General features: G+C 58.6%; 1 pseudogene. It reads left to right on the top strand.

Going from position 1 to position 355, the window contains the following annotated elements:
* Positions 1-103: 103 nt before the first annotated feature.
* Positions 104-355, top strand: a pseudogene (locus BTM36_RS24445) (hypothetical protein); the annotation flags it as partial.

Genomic DNA, 355 nt, shown 5'->3' with positions numbered 1-355 from the left:
TAGCGACTCGGGTTCGCGCGTTGCGTAGATTGGTGACGAATGCGGTGCGAGAGCCGCGACAGCCGTACATGAAGAGGAGGCGGCTGCCGCTCGCAGGGTCGCTGTGCTGTTTTTTTTTTCAAGCAGAAACTATTTCGATCTCGGCATGGTGATGGACTACTGGGGGCCGGAACGCCTGAACCACCATACCGAAGCCACCAGCATGCTGTTTGCCGCCCGTGAGTGCGCACGCATCATGCTGGAAGAGGGGATGGACGCGCTGATTGCCCGCCACGAATTACATGGCCGCGCCATGCTGGCGGGGATCCAGGGAATGGGGCTGGAGGTGTTTGGCGATATTCATCACAAGATGAAT

The sequence above is a fragment of the Herbaspirillum sp. VT-16-41 genome (genome assembly GCF_001994935.1).
In the GTDB taxonomy this organism is placed as follows: Bacteria; Pseudomonadota; Gammaproteobacteria; order Burkholderiales; family Burkholderiaceae_D; genus Herbaspirillum; species Herbaspirillum frisingense.
Note: the sequence above shows the minus strand (reverse complement) of the source record. Positions and strands in the feature narration are given on the sequence as shown.